This window comes from Amycolatopsis sp. N2S4-7 (assembly GCF_058119595.1).
This window is the reverse complement of sequence record NZ_CP172299.1, coordinates 9,680,515-9,697,041: the sequence shown is the minus strand read 5'-3', so window position 1 is coordinate 9,697,041 and position 16,527 is coordinate 9,680,515. Positions and strand designations below refer to the sequence as shown.

The window sequence follows — 16,527 nt, the reverse complement described above, 5'->3', positions numbered from 1 at the left end:
GGCCGGCCCGGCCCCGGAAGCGGTCAGTCCAGCACGCAGAGCACGTCGATCTCGACGAGCAGCTCGCCCGGGAGGCCGACGTAGACCGTCGTGCGGGCGGCGTGCGGAGCGTCGCCGATCAGCTCGTTGTAGACCTCGTTGAACGGCGCGAAGTGCGCCGTGTCGGTCAGGTACACCCGGACCATGATCGCGTCGGCGAGGCTCGCGCCCGCCTCCGCCAGCACGGCCTCGATGTTCTTGAACGTCTGCCGGGTCTGGCCCACGACGTCGTCGCCGACGATTTCGTTCGTGGCCGGGTCGAACGCGACCTGGCCGGCGACCTGCAGCAGGTTCCCCTTGCGGACGGCCTGCGAGAACTTCGCCGGCGGCTTCGGCGCGTTCTCGGTGGAAACTGCCGTCTTGCTCATCAGTGCCCCTTTCCGTTCTCCGTCCATCCACTGTGGACGGAAGCTTCCTTCGTGGCGGCCCGCAGCTCGGGCACCAGCGCCAGCAGGCCTTCGTAGTCGAGCAGCACCTTCGGCACCGACATCGACGCGGCGGCCAGCACCTCGCCGTCCGCGCCGCGGACGGGCGCGGCGATGCAGTGGATGAAGTCCTCGTGCTCGGCGTTGTCGACGGCGTACCCGAGCTGCGCGACGCGGTCCAGCTCGGCCAGGTAGGCCTCGGGGGTCGTGATCGTGTTCGGCGTCCGCACCGGGTAGTCGATCGACCGCGCGATCTCCTCGCGCCGCGCCGCCGGCATCGCCGCGACGAGCACCTTCCCCACCGCCGTGCAGTGCAGCGGCGCGCGTTTGCCGATGCGCGAGTACATCCGCACCGAGTGCCGGCCCTCGAACTTGTCGATGTAGACGACTTCGCCGTCCTCGTAGCTGGCCAGGTGCACGGTGTGCCCCGTGCGCGCGTTGAGCGCGGCCAGCGCGGGGTGGGCGCTGCGCCGGACGTCGAAGGAATCGAGAGCCTGGTTGGCGAGGTCGAACATGGCGCTGCCGAGCCGGTAGTACCGGGTGCCCTCCCGGCGGACGAAGTGGTGCTGTTCGAGGGTGCGCAGCAGCCGCAGCACCGTCGACTTGTGCACGCCGATCTCCTCGGCGAGGTCGTCGAGGGTGCGGGCGTCCTTCGCGATCGAGTTCAGCAGCGTCAGCGCGCGATCCAAGCTCTGACTCACGCGCCCACCTCGCTGACGCTCGGTGCGCCATTCGCCGAAGACGCGGTGTCGAATGGTTCGGTCGCAAGCTCCCTCACGTGCGCACCACACCCTCTCCGGTCAGCCGCGCCGAACGCCACTCGTCCGGGTCGGCCTGCAGCAGCGTATCCACGACCGGGCGGGGCAGCGGCACGCCGACGTCGTCGTGGGTGAGCAGCGTGACGGCGGCCTGCAGGTGCCCCTGCCGCAGCCGTTCCAGCGGTGACGCGCCGCGCAGCGTGGCGGCGAGGAACCCGGCGGCGAACGCGTCGCCGGCGCCGACCGGCTCGACGACGTCGACCTTCAGCGCGGGCGCGAACAGCGGCTCGCCTTCGACGAGGGTCGCCCCGCGTTCGCCGTGCTTGACGACGAGCGTGCGCGGCCCCGGCAGCAGGGCCCGCAGCTCGGCCGGGTCGCCGGTCCCCCACACCCGCTCGGCCTCGTCGTCGCCGGTCAGCACGATGTCGGCCTGCCCGGCCAGCTCCGCGAGCAGGCGGGGGTCGCGGCCGGCCCAGAGCGCGGGCCGCAGGTTGACGTCGAAGGAGACCAGCCGGTCGCCGCGGGGCATGTCCAGGAGGGCGCGCACGAGCGCGAGGCAGCTGTCGGACAGCGCCGGGGTGATCCCCGACAGGTGCAGGACGCGGACGCCGTCGAGGTCCAGCCGGTCGAGCAGCGACGGGCCCATCGCCGACGCCGCCGAGCCGGTCCGGTAGTAGCGCACGGGGCTGCCGCCCGCGCCGCTTTCCTTGACGTAGAGCCCGGTCGGGCGCGCCGGGTCGACGGAGCACGCGCTGACGTCGACGCCCGCCGCCGCGATCTCGCGCAGCATCGCGCGGCCGAACGGGTCGTCACCGACCGCGCTCACCCAGCCGCTCGCCACGCCGAGCGTGGGGAGGTTGCACGCCACGTTCGATTCGGCGCCGCCGATGGTGCGCACCCACTGCTTCACCTCGTCCGGCGGGCCGGGTTCGGCGGGCACGAACAGCGCCATGGACTCGCCGATACACAGCACCTCGGGCCCGCTCGTCACTTTCCGTCTCCCTGCCCTTCACCCCGTTGACCTGTGGCGACCCGGATGCTACACCTATGGCGCGCAACATGCGCAACAGTCGTTGCAACATACGCAACCGAGGTCGCCGCCGATGAACACACCCGCCGCCTGCACCATGGACACCGCCGCGCTCGACGCCCTCCGCCAGGAGCGCGTCGACTGGCGGTTCCGCTCGGCCGCCCCCGCGCTGACCGGGCTCACCCTCGCCGAAGCCGCGGAACGCCGGCTCAACCTGTTCACCGACGGGTTCTTCGCGCCCTTCGTCGTGCTCGACGACGAAGCCCTCGAGCACAACCTGCGGACGATGGCCGCGTGGTGCGCCGCGCGCGGCGTGGTGCTCGCCCCGCACGGCAAGACGACCATGGCACCACAGCTGTTCGCGCGCCAGATCGAGCACGGCGCGTGGGGCGTGACCTGCGCGAACGCCGGTCACCTCCGGATCTACCGCGCCTTCGGCGTCTCCCGGATCCTGCTGGCCAACCAGCTCCTCGACCCGGCGGGCCTGCGCTGGCTGGCCGCCGAGCTGGCGGCCGACCCGGCGTTCGAGTTCGTCTGCTGGGTCGACTCGGTCCGCGGCGTCGAGCTGATGACCGAGGCCCTCGCAGGCACCCGGCGGCCGGTGGACGTCCTGGTCGAGCTGGGTGCCGACGGCGGCCGCACCGGCGTCCGCGACACGGCGACCGCGTGGGCCGTCGCCGAAGCGGTGGACGCCAGCCCGGTGCTGCGGCTGCGCGGCACCGGCGGCTACGAGGGCGCACTCTCCCACCACACCGACGAAGCCGCGCTCGCCAAGATCAGCTCCTATGTGGACGGTCTGCGCGACCTCGCGATCTCCTTCGCGGACAAGGGACTCCTCGACGGGCAGATCATCGTCACGGCCGGCGGCAGCGCGTACTTCGACCAGGTCGCGAACGAGCTGACGAAACCGTGGCCGGAGGGCCTCGACGTGCTGCCGGTGCTGCGCAGCGGCGCGTACCTCACCCACGACGACGGCTTCTACCGCGAGATCTCCCCGCTCGGCGACCACCCGCGCATCGACGGCGTCGAGTCGTTCCGGCCCGCCCTCCGGGCCTGGGCGCAGGTGACGTCGAAGCCGTCGGGCGAACTGGCGCTGCTGACCATCGGCAAGCGCGACGCCTCGTTCGACGAGGGCATGCCCGAGCCGCAGCTGCGCCGGACCCCGGGCGGCCCCGCGGAGCCGCTCGAAGGCCACGTCGTCGCGAAGATGAACGACCAGCACGCGTTCCTGACCCTGCCGCCGGGGTCCCCGGTCGAGGTCGGCGACTGGATCGGGCTCGGGCTTTCGCACCCGTGCACGGTGTTCGACAAGTGGCCGCTCATCCCGGTGACCGCGGCCGACGGCGAGACCGTCGTCGACCTCGTCCGGACGTGGTTCTGATGGACGTCGTCCTCCGCGGCGCGCTGGTCGCCGACGGCACCGGCGACGCACTGACCCGCCAGGACGTCGGCCTCACCGGCGACCGCATCGCGAGCGTCGCCGATCCCGGATCGCTCACCGGCGGCCGGGTCGTCGACGCCGACGGCCTGGTGCTCGCGCCCGGGTTCATCGACATGCACTCGCACTCCGACCTGCAGCTGCTGGCCAACCCGGACCACCCGGCCAAGATCACCCAGGGCGTCACCACGGAGGTCCTCGGGCAGGACGGGCTGTCGTACGCGCCGGTCGACGACGTCGTCCTCGAAGCCCTGCGGCAGCAGCTGGCGGGCTGGAACGACGACCCACCGGGCTTCGACTGGAACTGGCGCTCGGTCGGCGAGTACCTCGACCGGCTCGACCGGGGCATCGCCGTCAACGCGGCCTACCTCGTACCGCAGGGCACCGTCCGGATGCTCGCCGTCGGCTGGGACGACCGTCCCGCCACCGATGCCGAGCTGGCCCGGATGAAGGAGCTCGTCGCCACGGGCCTGCGCGAAGGCGCGATGGGGATGTCGTCCGGCCTCACCTACACGCCCGGGATGTACGCGGACACCGGTGAGCTGGTCGAGCTGTGCCGGGTAGTCGGCGAGCTGGGCGGCTTCTACAGCCCGCACCACCGCAGCTACGGCAAGGGCGCCCTGGAGGCGTTCGCCGAGATGATCGACGTCTCGCGCCGCTCGGGCTGCCCGCTGCACCTGGCGCACGCGACGATGAACTTCTCGGTCAACAAGGGCAAGGCACCCGACCTGCTGAAGCTGCTGGACGACGCGCTCGACGACGGCTGCGACATCAGTCTCGACACCTATCCCTACCTGCCGGGCGCGACCTACCTCTCCGCGCTGCTGCCGAGCTGGGCCACCGAAGGCGGACTCGACGCGACGCTGGCCCGTTTGTCCGATGTGGACGAACGCGAGCGGATCCGCGCCGAGATCGAGGAGTCCGGTTCGGACGGTGCCCACGGCGTCCCGATCGACTGGAACGCCATCGAAATCAACGGTGTCCGCAACGAACGCAACGCCCACCTCGTCGGGCACAGCGTCGCCGCGTCGGCCCGCGACCAAGGCACCGAACCGGCGAACCTGTACTTCGACACGCTCCTCGACGAGAAGCTCGGGACGTCGTGCCTGATGCACGTCGGGCACGAGGAGAACGTCCAGGCGATCATGCGGCACCGGACGCACACCGGCGGCAGCGACGGGCTGCTCGTCGGCGCCCGGCCGCACCCGCGGGCCTGGGGCACGTTCCCCCGCTACCTCGCCCGGTACGTCCGCGAACTGGGCGTGCTGGACCTCGCCGAGTGCGTCGCCCACCTGACCGGGCGGGCCGCGCGGCGGCTGCGGCTGACCGACCGCGGGCTGGTCCGCGCCGGGTACGCCGCGGACCTGGTGCTGTTCGACCCGGACGCGGTCGCCGACACCGCCACCTTCGACAACCCGCGGCAGCCCGCCGCGGGCATCAAACACGTCTTCGTCAACGGCGTCGCCGCCCTCGACGACGGAAGCCCCACCGGCGCCCTCGCCGGCCGTTCCCTGCGCAACCCCGGGAGAGCCCGATGATCCACTGGCTGCAACACACCACGGGCGGCCTGCTCACGCTCGCCGCCGTCTCGATCGCCGTCCTGCTGGTGCTCATCATCAAGCTGCGGCTCGAACCCTTCATCGCCCTCATCGTCGTCGGCCTGCTCACCGCGCTGGCCGCGGGCCTGCCCGTCGGCACCATCGTCGGCTCGGCCCAGAAGGCGTCGGACTCCCTGCTGGAAAAGGGCTTCGGCAGCATCCTCGGGCACATCACGGCGATCATCGGGCTGGGCACGATCCTCGGGTCGATCCTGGAACGCTCGGGCGGCGCCAAGGTGCTCACCGGCGCGCTGCTGCGGTCGTTCGGCGAGAAGCGGGCGCCGCTGGCCATGGGTGTCGCCGGGTTCGTCTTCGGCATCCCGGTGTTCTTCGACATCGGCATCTTCGTGCTGGCCCCGCTCGTCTACGTCGCCGCGCGGCAGGGCGGCCGCTCGCTCGTGCTCTACGCGATGCCGCTGCTCGCCGGCCTGTCGATCACGCACGCCTTCCTGCCGCCGCACCCCGGTCCGGTGGCCGCGGCCGGGCTGCTGCACGTCGAGCTCGGCTGGATCATCCTGATGGGCCTGGCCTGCGGTATCCCCGCGTTCCTCATCGGCGGCGTCCTCTACTCGACGTGGATCGGCAAGCGCATCACCGTCGACGTACCCGAGGACATGGTCTTCGCCGAGGAAGAGGGTGAGCGCGAAGAAAACCCGCCGTCCCTGGGCCTGGTGGCCGCGATCATCGCGGTGCCGCTGGTGCTGATCCTGGCCGGCACGTTCGGCAGCATCTGGCTGCCGAAGGGCTCGGCCCTGGCCGGGGTCGCCGCGTTCATCGGGACGCCCGCGGTCGCGCTGACCGTCGCCGTGCTGCTCGCGTCCTGGCTGCTCGGGCTGCGGCGCGGGTTCACCGGCAAGGACCTCAACGAGCTGGCCGCGAAGTCGCTGCGGCCGGTGGCGATGATCCTGCTGGTCGTCGGCGCGGGCGCGTTCTTCGGCGCGGTGCTCTCGGCGACCGGGATCGGCAAGGCCGTGGCCGACTCGCTGCACGACGCCGGGCTCCCGGTGCTGCTCGCCGCGTACGTCATCAGCTGCGGCATGCGCATCGCGCAGGGCTCGGCGACCGTCGCCATCGTGACCACGAGCGGGATCATCGCGCCGACCGTCGCCCAGCTCGGCTATTCGCAGATCCAGCTGGCCCTGCTCGTGATGGCGATCTCCGCCGGATCGATCATCGCCTCGCACGTCAACGACGGCGGGTTCTGGATCGTCTCCCGCTACTTCAACCTCACGGTGCCCCAGACGATCAAGTCCTGGACCGCACTGGAAACCGTGCTTTCCGTTTCGGGATTCGGGGTTTCGGCATTGCTCATGGCCGTGGTCTAGACCATACTGGGTGAGCCGCCGCCGAAACCGTTGGGAGACAATGACGATGACCGGACTTTCCCGTCGCACGTTCCTCGGCGCCGCCGCGGGCGCGAGCGCCGCCACCGTTCTCGGCGCGCCGCTCGCGGCCGCGGCCACCACGGCCAAGGGCTGCATCGCCGGAGCCACCGTGTACATCGGCAGCTACACCACCGGGGCGACCGGGCACGGCCTCGACGTCACGAACCGGACCGGGGCCACGCTGAACCCGGTCCGGACGGTGCCCGGGATCACCGACACCTCGTGGTTCGACCGCAGCGCCGACGGCAGGACGCTGTACGTCACCAACGAAGGCGACCCGGCCGGGTACGTCTCGGCGCTGAACATCACCGACGCCACGAAACCGAAGCTGCTCAACAAGGTTTCGTCGAAGGGCGGCGCGCCGACGCACCTGAGCGTGCACTCGAGCCAGAAGTACGTGCTGGCGGCGAACTACAGCTCGGGCAGCGTCGTCGTGCTGCCGATCCTCGGCGGCGGCAAGCTCGGCGCGGCCACGGACCTGGCCCAGCACACCGGGGCCGAGCGGGACGCGCACGCGCACCAGGTCGTCAACGACCCGACCGGCCGCTGGGTGCTGGCGGTCGACCTCGGCGCCGACTCGGTGTACGTCTACTCGCTCGACGTCGCCACCGGCAAGCTTTCACTGCACCAGCAGCTCAAGCTGCCGTCCGGCGCCGGGCCGCGGCACCTCGTGTTCGACCGCACCGGGAAGTTCGCCTACATCCTGCAGGAACTGCGGGCGGAGGTGACGGTCGCGAGCTGGGACGCGGCCGCCGGGACCCTGAAGGCGCTGTCGGTCGTCCCGGCCGTGCCCGCCGGGAGCACCGGCGAGCTCTACCCGGGCGAGATCGCCCTGTCGAAGGACGGGAAGTTCGCCTACGCGACCGTCCGCGGCCCGAACACCCTGGCGACGTTCGCCGTCGCCGGTGACTCGCTGAAGCTGGTGTCCACTGTGTCCAGTGGCGGCAACTGGCCGCGGCACGTGGCCCTCGACCCGGCGGAGAACTGGTTCTACGTCTCGAACCAGCGTTCCGGCACCGTCACCTGGCTGCCCCGCGACCCGGCCACCGGCCTGCCCGGCGCGGTCGCCGGCCGCCTGGCCGTCGGCAGCGTCAACTCCGTCCACTTCGCCTGAGCCGCTCGCGCACCACTGGAGGACCCATGAGACTGCGCCGCACCCTGCCCGTCGTAGCCGGGCTGGCCCTGCTGGCCGGCTGCGCGCCCACCCAGTCCGCACCCGCGGGCGCCGGCGCGGACGACAAGACCGGCACCGTCCGCGTCTGGCTGTTCGACGAGGCCAACCGCGCGCCGAAGGAGGCCGCGGTCAAGGAGGCCATCACCGAGTTCAAGGCGGCGCACCAAGGCGTCGAGGTCGACGTCCAGTGGGTGCCCGTCGAAGGCCGCGCCGACAAGTTCTCCGGCGCCTTCAACGACCCGGCCAACGCGCCGGACGTCGCCGAGTTCGGCAACACCGACGTCTCCAGCTACGCCGCCACCGGCGCGCTCGCGGACCTGACCGGCGACCTCGCGTCCTGGAGCGAGGGCAAGGACCTCATCCCGACCGTGCTGGACACCGCCAAGTCCGGCGGCAAGACCTACGGCCTGCCCTGGTACACCGGGATCCGCGCGTTGTACTACCGCACCGACGTCTTCACCGAGCTGGGCCTCAAGCCGCCGTCGACGCTGTCGGAGCTCACCGACGACGCCCGGAAGATCCGCGCCGCCAAGCCGGACCTCTACGGCATCTCCGTCGGCGGCAAGTACACCTACGCGATGCTGCCCTTCCTCTGGGCCAACGGCGGCGAGCTGGCCCAGCAGACCGACGGCAAGTGGAAGTCGACGATCACCGGCGAGCAGGCGAAGGCGGGCGTGACCGAGTACGCCACCCTGCTCAAGGACGACATCTGCCCGCCGGCGCAGTGCGCGAACCTGACCGGCACGCAGAGCGTCACGGCGTTCGCCGGCGGCAAGGCCGGGATGACCATCGGCGGCGACTTCAACCGCAAGGCCGTCGAACAGGGCGCGGTGAAGGGCAAGTACGCCGTCGTCCCGATCCCGGGCGCGGCCGCGGGCAGCATCGCCCCGGCGTTCGCCGGCGGCAACCTGCTCGGGGTCTTCAACGCGAGCAAGCACCGCGGCCTGGCGCTGGAGTTCGTCGAGCTGCTCGGCGGCGCGAAGTACCAGGAGAAGATGTACACCGCCATGGGGAACCTGCCGACGCTGGGCAGCGTGCAGCAGAAGCTCGCGGCGAACGACCCGTTCCTCAAGCCGTTCGTCGACACCCTCAAGGCGGGCACGAAGTTCGTCCCGGCGACGCCGTCGTGGTCGAAGATCGACAGCCAGAACGTGCTGCCGACCGCCGTCCAGCAGATCGCGACCGGCGGCAAGGACCCGTCGGCGGCGCTGTCCGACGCGGCCGCGGCGATGGACAAGGCCTTCGGCTAGTGGTGCTCACCCAGGAAGCCCGTCCCGTCGCCGCGCCCCCGCGGGTCCGGCGACGGCGGCGGGACGGCCGGGCCGCCGCGCTCTACCTCGCCCCGGCGGGCGTCCTGCTCGCGGCGCTGCTGGCCTACCCGATCTACCAGCTGGTCCTGATCTCGTTCTACGACTACGGCCAGCCGCAGGCCGCGGGCAACGCGCCGCTGGTGTTCCTCGGCTTCGAGAACTACGCGGACCTGCTGTCCCAGGCGCAGTTCTGGACGGTGCTCGGCAAGACGGTCGGGTTCGCCGCGGCCTGCGTCGCCGGTTCGCTCGTCGTCGGCACCGGGCTCGCGGTGCTGGCTTCGCGGGTGCGCTCACTCCCCCGCATGCTGCTGTCCCTGGCGGCGCTGGGCGCGTGGTCGACGCCGGCGATCGCGGGCTCCTACGTCTGGCTGTTCCTCTTCGACACCGACTTCGGGCTGGTCAACGAGGTGCTGTCGGGGATCGGGCTGCCGTTCGAGCACCACTCGTGGACCTTCGGCACGCTCGGCGCGTTCGGGTTGGTCGCCGCCGAGGTGATCTGGTGCTCGTTCCCGTTCGTGCTGGTCACGATGTACGCGGGAATCAAGGGCATCCCGGACGAGGTGCTCGAAGCCGCGTCGCTCGACGGCGCGTCGATGTGGCGCACGACGTGGACGATCGTGCTGCCGATGGTGCGGCCGCTGCTGATGATCGCCACCGTGCAGTCGATCATCTGGGACTTCAAGGTGTTCACCCAGATCTACGTGATGACCAACGGCGGCGGCGTGGCCGGACGCAACCTCGTGCTCAACGTCTACGCCTACCAGCAGGCCTTCGCCGGGCAGGAGTACGGCCTCGGCTCGGCGATCGGAGTCGTCATGACGCTCTTGCTGCTCTCGGTCACCGGGCTGTACGTCCGGTCGCAGCGCCGGAGCGCGGCATGGCTGTGAACCGTCCCGGCCGGCTGGTCGCCGAGATCGTCACGGTCGTGATCGCCGGGATCGTCGCCTTCCCGCTGTACTGGATGCTGCTCTCGGCGTTCAAGCCGCCGGGCGAGATCCAGTCGGCGAACCCCAAGCCGTGGACGTTCAGCCCGTCGTTCGACAGCTTCTCGCGGGTCCTGACCGTGTCGGGCTTCGGGCGGTTCTTCGTGAACAGCCTGCTGGTGGCGCTGGTCGTCGTGGTGCTGTCGCTGCTGCTCTCGTTCCTCTCGGCGGTGGCCCTGACGCGGTTTTCGTTCAAGGGCCGGACCGTGCTGCTGGTGATGACGCTGGTCGCGCAGATGGTGCCGGTGGAGGCGCTGACCATCCCGCTGTTCTTCCTGATGCGTCAGATCGGCGGCGTGGTGCCGGCGTTCGGGCTGAACGAGCTGGGTTCGCTGGTGCTGGTGCACCTGGCGTTCAGCCTGCCGTTCGCGATCTGGATGCTGCGCGGGTTCGTCGCCGCCGTGCCGGTGGAACTCGAAGAAGCGGCGAAGCTCGACGGCGCGTCCCGGATGCGGTTCACGTGGCAGATCCTGTTCCCGCTGGTGGCGCCCGGGCTGGTCGCGGTCAGCGTGCTGGCGTTCATCCACGCGTGGAACGACTTCCTGTTCGCCAAGACGTTCATCATCTCCAAGACCGAGAACCAGACGCTGCCCCAGGCGATCCTGGTGTTCTTCAAACCGGAGGACACCGACTGGGGCGCGGTGATGGCGTCGTCGACGCTGATGACGATCCCGGTGCTCGTGTTCTTCGTCCTCGTGCAACGACGGCTGGTGTCCGGGATGGCCGGCGCCGTGAAGGGCTGACATGTCTTCCTTCGACGCACTGCTCCCCCGGCCGGTTTCGGTGACGCCTTCGCCGGGGGTCTGCCCATGGCCGTCCCCCGTGGACGTCCGGTCCGCTTCCCTGCCGGCGGAGGGCTATCGGCTCGAGATCTCGCCCTCCGGCGTCGTGTTGGACCGTGCCGACGCGGCCGGCGAGTTCTACGGGCGGCAGACCCTGCGGCAGCTTCTCGGGCCCGCGGCGTTCCGTGCCGCCGGGTTCGCGCCGTCGGCGCTGCCCTGCGGGGTCGTCGAGGACCACCCGCGGTTCGGGTGGCGCGGGTGCCTGCTCGACGTCGCCCGGCACTTCCGGACCAAGGCGGAGGTGCTGCGGTTCGTCGACCTGCTGGCCGCGCACAAGCTGAACGTGCTGAACCTGCACCTCACCGACGACCAGGGCTGGCGGTTCGAGGTCCCCGCGTTCCCCCGGTTGACGTCGGTGGGCGCGTGGCGGCCGTCGTCGATGGTGGGCAGCGGCGGTGCGCAGGACGGTCGCCCGCACGGCGGCTTCTACACCGGAGACGACCTGCGGGAGATCGTGGCTTACGCGGCTTCTCGTTCGGTCACGGTGGTTCCGGAGATCGACATCCCGGGGCACGCGCGGGCGGCGTTGGCGGCTTATCCTGAACTCGGCTCCGAAGAAACTTACGAAATCTGGACCTCCTGGGGCATCAGCACCTCCCTGCTCGACCCTTCCCCGTCTACTTTGGACTTCTTCCGGCAGGTGTTCGACCACCTGCTGGAGATCTTCCCGTCGCAGGTGATCGCCTTGGGCGGCGACGAGACGCCGGGCGCGACCGAATCGCACCGCGATTTCGTCCGTCGGCTGGCGGAGCACCTGGTGGCGCGAGGCCGGACGCCGATGGGCTGGGACGAGGTCCTCGACATCCCCGATCTGCCCCCGATGGTGATCGGCTCGTGGCAGAACGAGGCGGCGGGCGTCCGGGCGGCGTCGGCCGGGCACGACGTGGTGATGTGCCCCGAGCAGCACGTCTACCTGGACCACCGGCAGTCTCCGGATCCCGCCGAGCCGATCCCGGTGGGGATGCTGCACACGCTGGAGGACGTCTACGCGTACGAACCGGCGCTGACCGGACCTCGGCTGCGCGGGGTGCAGGCGCAGGTGTGGACCGAGCACATGGACAGCGTGCAGCGGGTGGACTACATGGCGTTCCCGCGGTTGTCGGCGTTCGCGGAGGTGGCGTGGAGCAGCGGACCGCGGGACTACGCGGAGTTCCTGCCGCGGTTGCGGGACCACCACCTGCCGCGGCTGGACGCGCTCGGGGTGGAATACCGGCCACTGGACGGGCCGCTGCCGTGGCAGACGAGGCCCGGGGTGCCGGGGCGGCCGCGCTAGACCGGGCCGTTCGGACGTCAGTTCTTCTTCAGCTCCTCGGCGAGCATCACGATGATGCCGCTGGGACCGCGGACGTAGGTGAGCTTGTAGACGTCCTCATAGGTGGCCACGCCGCGAAGCGGATGGCATCCGTGTTTCGCGGCTGTCTCAAGGGCTTTGTCGATGTCGTCGACTGAGAAGGCGACGCGGTGCATGCCGATCTCGTGGGGACGAGTGGGATTCGACTCGATCGCTTCGGGGTGGATGTACTCGAAGAGCTCGAGGCGACCGTGACCGTCCGGCGTCTGCAGCATCGCAATGGTGGCGTGGTTGCCATCAAGGCCGACGGCAGTGTCGGTCCACTCGCCACTGACCGTGTCACGGCCGACGACCGTGAGACCGAGGTCGGTGAAAAAGGAGATCGCCGCTTCGAGGTCGCGAACGGTGATGCCGACGTTCTCAAGTTTGATGGGCATGTGTCGCATGCTACCGAGCCGGGACTCGCTAGCCGTTCTGTCCAGGGAGGTTGCGATCGTGGTGACACGTGATCGGATGATCTTGATGTAGGGAAGGGCCTCCGGGTTCGGTGTGGATTGCGACGTCTACACCGATCAACGGAGGCCCTTCGTGACTCACGCTAACGCACCTTTGACTGCGACCGGGAGATTGCGGCTGGCCCGCTGTGTCGGGGAAGACCGGTGGCCGTTGCGGCGGGCTGCGGAACGGTTCCAGGTGTCGGTCTCCACCGCTGCGCGGTGGTCCGGCCGCCACCGCGACCTGGGCGAAGCCGGCATGGCCGACCGGTCCAGCCGCCCTCACGCCAGCCCGAACCGAACCGAGCGGCGGATCATCAAGGTCCGGGTACTGCGCCGGTGGGGACCGGCCCGGATCGCCTACCTGCTCGGATTGAACCCCTCGACGGTGCATCGGGTCCTGACCCGCTACCGGCCGGCCCACCTGAGGCGCCTGGATCGGGCCACCGGCCGAGTGGTGCGCCGCTACGAACACGCCGCGCCCGGTGATCTGGTGCACGTGGACATCAAGAAGCTGGGCAACATTCCCGACGGCGGCGGACACCGCGTGCACGGCCGGGCTGCCGGCGGGCGGAACAGCTCCGCCCACCGCGACCCTTCCCGGCCCCGCCAGGTCCACGGGCGCCCGAACCTCGGTCACAGCTACCTGCACAACGCCGTCGACAACCACTCCCGCCTGGCCCACACCGAGATCCTGCCCGATGAAACCAAGGAAACCGCGGCCGCGTTCTGGACCCGGGCACAAGCGTTCTTCACCGACTGCGGGATCACCATCCGCCGGGTCTTGACCGACAACGGGTCCTGCTACCGCTCCCGCACCTGGCGCGACGCGCAGATCACTTTGCCGTTGGTCTGCGGCCGGTAGGGACGGGTGCGTTTGTGGGTGACCACCGCGGACACACCGCACTCAACCGCAAACCACCCGCCACCCGCGTCCCCAACCTCACAGGTCACTACAACTAGCCGTTCCACAGCGCCGTCCATTGCCGCGGGGTGAGGTCGCGCGGCAGGGCCGTCGGCGGGATCCCGGCCGCCTTCAGGGTCGCGCGCCAGGGCTTCCGGACCACCGAGCTGAGGATCTGCTCGATCCCGCGGCCGCGTCCGGTGAACACCTCGCGCACGAACCGTTCGTAGCCGGCCCGTTCGGCCGGGTCGACGAGCGGCGAACGCCGTCGCGAGATCGTGAGGAGCCCGCCGTCGACAGCCGGTTTCGGGCGGAACCCGTCGGCCGGGACGCGCCCGTGCAGGGTGAAAGTGAACCAGGGAGCCGTCTGGGCGGTCAGCATGGTCCGCCCGCCGACGCCGGCGCGTTTGCGCGCCACCTCCCACTGCGTGAGGAGGACAGCCTCGGCCCAGCCGCCGGCGGTGAGGAGCCGCCGCAGGATCGGCGTGGTGAGGTGGAACGGCAGGTTGCCGACGACGACCGGCCGGTCCAGCCGGGTCCGGAGCGCATCGCCGTGCACCACGGTCACCGAAGGCAAGCGGCGCCGGAGCCGGCGCACGCGGTGCTCGTCGAGGTCGACGGCCAGGACGTCACGGCCGAGGGTCGCGAGGTGCCCGGTGATCGCGCCGTCGCCGGCGCCGATCTCGAGGATCGGCCCGTCCGTCTCGCGCACGAGCCGGACGATCCGGTCGATCGTCGGGGGGTGGTACAGGAAGTTCTGGCCGAGTTCGTGGCGGCCGCCGTGGACTGAGCGGGACAAGGGAGGCACTCCAGGCTTGCGGAACGGAGCACCCGGGGATGGGAGCGGAGTCGCTCGACCGCCTCCGGGTGCCGGGGCATCCGGAAGTACGGCGCGATCGGATCTTCAGCGAGGCGCGCCGTCAGGCGCGGCGGAGACGCTGAGCCTTACGCCCGCAGGCGGGCATCCACAAAGTTCCCATGGCCGGGCACCCTACAAGCGCGCGACGGCGACCTGCGACCGATTTACGGCAGCAGCGTCACCGTGACCGACCGCGTCGGGCCCACGTTGCCCGCCGCGTCGATGGACCGGTACTCGATGCGGTGCTTGCCGTAGCCCGGCTTTCGCTCGCTGAACGGGGAGACCGTCAGGCCGTCCGGGCCGAGGTTGCCGTACGCCAGGCCGTCGATTTCCGTGCCACGGGCGGTGAACAGGTACGGCGCGTTGCGGTCCGTCGGCCAGCCGTAGTACTTGTGCCAGCCGTCGCCGTCCACGCGGAACTCCGGCATTCCGTCGGGCGACGCGAGGCGCATGGTGAACGAACCGTGGAACACCTGGCCGTCCGGGAGCTCGGCCGTCGTCGTCGGGCCCGTCGCGTCCACCGTCCAGGTCAGCGTGTTGCCGCCGGTCGTCGCCGTGAGCGTGTGCGTCCCGCGTGACTCGCGCAACGCGAAGTCGGGTCCGGTGCCGGCCGGCTTGCCGTCGAGGGCCCAGCGGACCGGCGGGATCGACCCGGTCGGCTCGCCGGTCTCGACGTAGACGACGTCCGTGCCGCCGACGGGCTGGGTGGTGGGCGTCGACGCCACAATTGTCACGCTGCCGCCGGCGGGCGGGGTGACGACCGACGTGTCGACGGTCCAGGTGCGGGTCGCCACCGGCCGGACCAGCGGGTCGCGGACGAACGGCGTCGGATCGGTCACCGTCGCCGTCAACGTGTGCCGGCCCGGCTTGACGTGCACCTGGCGCAGGTCGAGGGCGTCGGAGCCGCGCAGCGGGCGGCCGTCGAGGGTCCAGGTGACGTCGAGGCGGTGGCTCACCGGGTGCATCGTGCGCACCCGGACGACGCGGTCGGCGCCGATCGTCCCGGCCGGCGTGCCGCCGCTGATGAGCGGCACCTTCGCCGAGATCCGCTGTGTCATCCGTTCGCGGCCGACCTGGTCGAACGCGTAGCCGAGCGTCTTCATCATCGAGTGCCTGCTGGGCCGCCAGACGCCGGTCTGGGTGTACAACCCGCCTTCGACGCGGCCGATCCGGCCGCCGGACTCGCTGGGCTCGCCGAGCCAGCGCCACCACTTCGCGTGCTGGTCGCGCATCTGCCGTTCGGTCAGCAGCGTGTGGTGGATCGAGCCGGGCTCGCCGCCTTCGTACGCGCCGCCCGGGACGTTGCGGGCGTAGTAGTCGTACTCGTCGTCGAGGCCGCCGAGCGAATGGCCCAGTTCGTGCGGGGAGATCAGCGCGGACAGCGCGTTCCCGCCGGACGCCGTCGCGTAGGTGCCGCCCGCGCCGCCGTAGGTGTCGCTGTTGCCCAGCGCCAGGATCTGCCGGTTGGCGCGGGTGGTGCCGGGCACGAGGTCGGCGTACCGCTGCGCGGCGGCGTCGTCGACGGTCAGCAGCCGCTGCACGCTGCCGGCGTTGCAGCCGCCCCAGAACCCCATGTTCAGCGGGGTGTCCCGGCGTGGCGCGTCGAGCGAAGGGTCACAGTCCACACCGGACTCGGGCGACGCGATCGACACGGCGTAGACGTTGAAGTAGCTGCGGTAGGACTTGAACGGCTCGAGCGACCAGAGGGTGTTCACGTGCCGCTGGACATCGGCGAAGAACTTCGGCTGCTCGGCGGCGGTGTAGCCGTCCCCGAGGACGACGAGGGAGAACCGCTGCGCGACGGGCCCGGTCACCTGGACGTCCGTGACGGTGGCCGCGGGCTCGTCGGCGTACGCGGGAACAGCGAGGGTGGCGGTGAACAGCGCCGCCGCCACGACCCCGGCCCAGTTCCGCATGGCGGCGCTCCCCTCGTCGGCTGATCCCGGTCTACCGCAGTGCCTCGGTCGCGGGAACCCGCCGGAAGTCGGGGACGAGGT

At 70.9% G+C, this 16,527-nt stretch carries 14 protein-coding genes and 1 pseudogene; 9 read left to right on the top strand and 6 right to left on the bottom strand.

Going from position 1 to position 16,527, the window contains the following annotated elements; translation table 11 throughout:
* Positions 1 to 23: 23 nt before the first annotated feature.
* The 3 genes from ACH54P_RS45805 to ACH54P_RS45795 form a co-directional block, all read right to left on the bottom strand.
* A complete protein-coding gene (locus ACH54P_RS45805; RefSeq protein ID WP_004558798.1) occupies positions 24 to 407 on the bottom strand; it encodes a RidA family protein in 384 nt (127 codons plus the stop codon).
* Complete coding sequence (locus tag ACH54P_RS45800; RefSeq protein WP_489909563.1) at positions 407 to 1,165, bottom strand: IclR family transcriptional regulator; 759 nt, start codon at positions 1,163 to 1,165, stop codon at positions 407 to 409. Before ACH54P_RS45800 ends, ACH54P_RS45805 begins: the two co-directional genes overlap by 1 nt.
* 73 nt (positions 1,166 to 1,238) lie before the next feature.
* Positions 1,239 to 2,174: a sugar kinase gene (locus ACH54P_RS45795; RefSeq protein WP_489917018.1), complete on the bottom strand. Its 936-nt coding sequence runs from the start codon at positions 2,172 to 2,174 to the stop codon at positions 1,239 to 1,241.
* Positions 2,175 to 2,325: 151 nt separating this feature from the next.
* Here ACH54P_RS45795 and ACH54P_RS45790 point away from each other — a divergent pair, with 151 nt between their 5' ends.
* From ACH54P_RS45790 to ACH54P_RS45755, 8 genes are read left to right on the top strand one after another with little or no spacing between them, the layout of a single operon-like run.
* Positions 2,326 to 3,633: an amino acid deaminase gene (locus ACH54P_RS45790; RefSeq protein ID WP_489909562.1), complete on the top strand. Its 1,308-nt coding sequence runs from the start codon at positions 2,326 to 2,328 to the stop codon at positions 3,631 to 3,633.
* Positions 3,633 to 5,228 carry an N-acyl-D-amino-acid deacylase family protein gene (locus ACH54P_RS45785; RefSeq protein ID WP_489909561.1) on the top strand — a complete coding sequence of 532 codons (1,596 nt, stop codon included), beginning with the start codon at positions 3,633 to 3,635 and terminating at the stop codon, positions 5,226 to 5,228. Before ACH54P_RS45790 ends, ACH54P_RS45785 begins: the two co-directional genes overlap by 1 nt.
* Positions 5,225 to 6,613 carry a GntP family permease gene (locus ACH54P_RS45780; RefSeq protein WP_489909560.1) on the top strand — a complete coding sequence of 463 codons (1,389 nt, stop codon included), beginning with the start codon at positions 5,225 to 5,227 and terminating at the stop codon, positions 6,611 to 6,613. Before ACH54P_RS45785 ends, ACH54P_RS45780 begins: the two co-directional genes overlap by 4 nt.
* Positions 6,614 to 6,653: 40 nt before the next feature.
* Positions 6,654 to 7,787: a lactonase family protein gene (locus tag ACH54P_RS45775; RefSeq protein WP_489909559.1), complete on the top strand. Its 1,134-nt coding sequence runs from the start codon at positions 6,654 to 6,656 to the stop codon at positions 7,785 to 7,787.
* Positions 7,788 to 7,813: 26 nt separating this feature from the next.
* Positions 7,814 to 9,097 carry an extracellular solute-binding protein gene (locus ACH54P_RS45770; protein WP_489909558.1) on the top strand — a complete coding sequence of 428 codons (1,284 nt, stop codon included), beginning with the start codon at positions 7,814 to 7,816 and terminating at the stop codon, positions 9,095 to 9,097.
* The gene (locus ACH54P_RS45765) at positions 9,097 to 10,044 is read left to right on the top strand and encodes a carbohydrate ABC transporter permease (RefSeq protein WP_489909557.1); all 948 of its coding nucleotides are present in this window, start codon (positions 9,097 to 9,099) and stop codon (positions 10,042 to 10,044) included. The genes ACH54P_RS45770 and ACH54P_RS45765 overlap by 1 nt, the downstream gene beginning before the upstream one ends.
* On the top strand, positions 10,035 to 10,883 hold the full coding sequence (locus tag ACH54P_RS45760; RefSeq protein ID WP_489909556.1) for a carbohydrate ABC transporter permease: 849 nt from the start codon (positions 10,035 to 10,037) through the stop codon (positions 10,881 to 10,883). The genes ACH54P_RS45765 and ACH54P_RS45760 overlap by 10 nt, the downstream gene beginning before the upstream one ends.
* A gap of 1 nt (position 10,884) precedes the next feature.
* On the top strand, positions 10,885 to 12,255 hold the full coding sequence (locus ACH54P_RS45755) for a beta-N-acetylhexosaminidase (RefSeq protein WP_489909554.1): 1,371 nt from the start codon (positions 10,885 to 10,887) through the stop codon (positions 12,253 to 12,255).
* A 17-nt stretch (positions 12,256 to 12,272) separates the two neighbouring features.
* On the opposite strand, the gene ACH54P_RS45750 is transcribed toward ACH54P_RS45755, so the two are convergent.
* Positions 12,273 to 12,710, bottom strand: coding sequence for a VOC family protein (locus ACH54P_RS45750; protein WP_489909553.1), 438 nt, complete (start codon positions 12,708 to 12,710; stop codon positions 12,273 to 12,275).
* Between the two features lie 151 nt (positions 12,711 to 12,861).
* Here ACH54P_RS45750 and ACH54P_RS45745 point away from each other — a divergent pair.
* Positions 12,862 to 13,730: pseudogene (locus tag ACH54P_RS45745) on the top strand (DDE-type integrase/transposase/recombinase).
* Here ACH54P_RS45745 and erm read toward each other — a convergent pair.
* Positions 13,727 to 14,470 carry a 23S ribosomal RNA methyltransferase Erm gene (gene erm, locus ACH54P_RS45740; protein WP_489909552.1) on the bottom strand — a complete coding sequence of 248 codons (744 nt, stop codon included), beginning with the start codon at positions 14,468 to 14,470 and terminating at the stop codon, positions 13,727 to 13,729. The pseudogene ACH54P_RS45745 and the gene erm sit on opposite strands and share 4 nt — an antisense overlap.
* A gap of 224 nt (positions 14,471 to 14,694) precedes the next feature.
* Positions 14,695 to 16,446, bottom strand: coding sequence for a M64 family metallopeptidase (locus ACH54P_RS45735; protein ID WP_489909551.1), 1,752 nt, complete (start codon positions 16,444 to 16,446; stop codon positions 14,695 to 14,697).
* Between the last annotated feature and the right edge of the window lie 81 nt (positions 16,447 to 16,527).

Excerpts from the sequence above, each read along its gene's own strand:
- ACH54P_RS45785 (WP_489909561.1), top strand. The coding sequence starts at position 3,633 with ATGGACGTCGTCCTCCGCGGCGCGCTGGTCGCCGACGGCACCGGCGAC.
- ACH54P_RS45760 (WP_489909556.1), top strand. The coding sequence starts at position 10,035 with ATGGCTGTGAACCGTCCCGGCCGGCTGGTCGCCGAGATCGTCACGGTC.
- ACH54P_RS45755 (WP_489909554.1), top strand. The coding sequence starts at position 10,885 with ATGTCTTCCTTCGACGCACTGCTCCCCCGGCCGGTTTCGGTGACGCCT.
- ACH54P_RS45750 (WP_489909553.1), bottom strand. The coding sequence starts at position 12,710 with ATGCCCATCAAACTTGAGAACGTCGGCATCACCGTTCGCGACCTCGAA.
- ACH54P_RS45780 (WP_489909560.1), top strand. The coding sequence starts at position 5,225 with ATGATCCACTGGCTGCAACACACCACGGGCGGCCTGCTCACGCTCGCC.
- ACH54P_RS45775 (WP_489909559.1), top strand. The coding sequence starts at position 6,654 with ATGACGATGACCGGACTTTCCCGTCGCACGTTCCTCGGCGCCGCCGCG.
- ACH54P_RS45735 (WP_489909551.1), bottom strand. The coding sequence starts at position 16,446 with ATGCGGAACTGGGCCGGGGTCGTGGCGGCGGCGCTGTTCACCGCCACC.
- ACH54P_RS45795 (WP_489917018.1), bottom strand. The coding sequence starts at position 2,174 with ATGGCGCTGTTCGTGCCCGCCGAACCCGGCCCGCCGGACGAGGTGAAG.
- ACH54P_RS45790 (WP_489909562.1), top strand. The coding sequence starts at position 2,326 with ATGAACACACCCGCCGCCTGCACCATGGACACCGCCGCGCTCGACGCC.
- ACH54P_RS45805 (WP_004558798.1), bottom strand. The coding sequence starts at position 407 with ATGAGCAAGACGGCAGTTTCCACCGAGAACGCGCCGAAGCCGCCGGCG.
- ACH54P_RS45770 (WP_489909558.1), top strand. The coding sequence starts at position 7,814 with ATGAGACTGCGCCGCACCCTGCCCGTCGTAGCCGGGCTGGCCCTGCTG.